The sequence below is a fragment of the Vibrio thalassae genome, from assembly GCF_900089835.1.
Classification (GTDB): domain Bacteria; phylum Pseudomonadota; class Gammaproteobacteria; order Enterobacterales; family Vibrionaceae; genus Vibrio; species Vibrio thalassae.
In genome coordinates this window covers 1-866 of the sequence record NZ_OANU01000106.1, presented here as the reverse complement: position 1 = coordinate 866, position 866 = coordinate 1, and the positions used below count along the sequence as shown (strand labels likewise).

Genomic DNA, 866 nt, shown 5'->3' with positions numbered 1-866 from the left:
TTATTAATAGTAGTCAACCTTGACAGTTCTGCTCTTATTCGATAATTGATGCCTCGGCACGAGCTTGCCGTAACTCTCTTGTATTCAGCTTTTCTTCAAGCCAGATGCTCCTTACTGTTGAGTGACTAATCGAGATGTTAAATCGCTTTCTCATCTCACCACTGATCCTGATCGATGTTAGATGAGGTAATTTGAGCGTTAATGAGATGACGACATTTCGAGTCTTCTCATCGATGCGGTTACTGTGCCTTGGTTGGCCATACATACGTTTCAAAGCTAATGGACCGTGTGCTTCGAGAAGTTGACGGTTGTTGTGAATGCTTTTGACAGAGCAACCGCTTTGCCGAGCAGCTTCTCTCACATTGCCTAACTCCTTGGCAAGTTCAATCGCATCGAGCTTTTTCTGAACTTCTTCCCCGTATTCTTTCCTAGAGCTAGGCTCAACAAGCTCTTTAATGGACAGCTCTCGGTCAGCAAAGTAAGCGGTGAAGTTACCATCAAGTTGCTTACGTAGCTCAACTTGTTGACTCACGATAGAGTGCCTTAACGGAGAGGTAATTTGGTACATTGCATTACCATAACTGAAGGTATGGTCCCGACGGATTTTTCGATATTCTTTTTGGATACATATCGCATCGAGGTTTAGGTGTTTCGGAACGGGCCTATGTTCCGAGCGCACCTGCTTAGCGTTGACCGTGAGGGTTGTCGCCCAATAGTCAGGGATGAAAGTGTTTTGCAGGTAGTCATTTGCGCTATTCATATCGGAGACCCCCGCCAGTCTTAATTCAGGGACGAGACGATCTTGGAACGTATCGAAGGCGCGTTCGATACGACCTTTTCCTTGGGGGGAGTTGGCAAAAATAATT

1 pseudogene is annotated in these 866 nt (G+C 45.6%); it reads right to left on the bottom strand.

Annotated features, from left to right (window positions below):
- Window positions 1-34: 34 nt before the first annotated feature.
- A pseudogene (locus VTH8203_RS19565) lies at window positions 35-866 on the bottom strand (helix-turn-helix domain-containing protein); the annotation flags it as partial.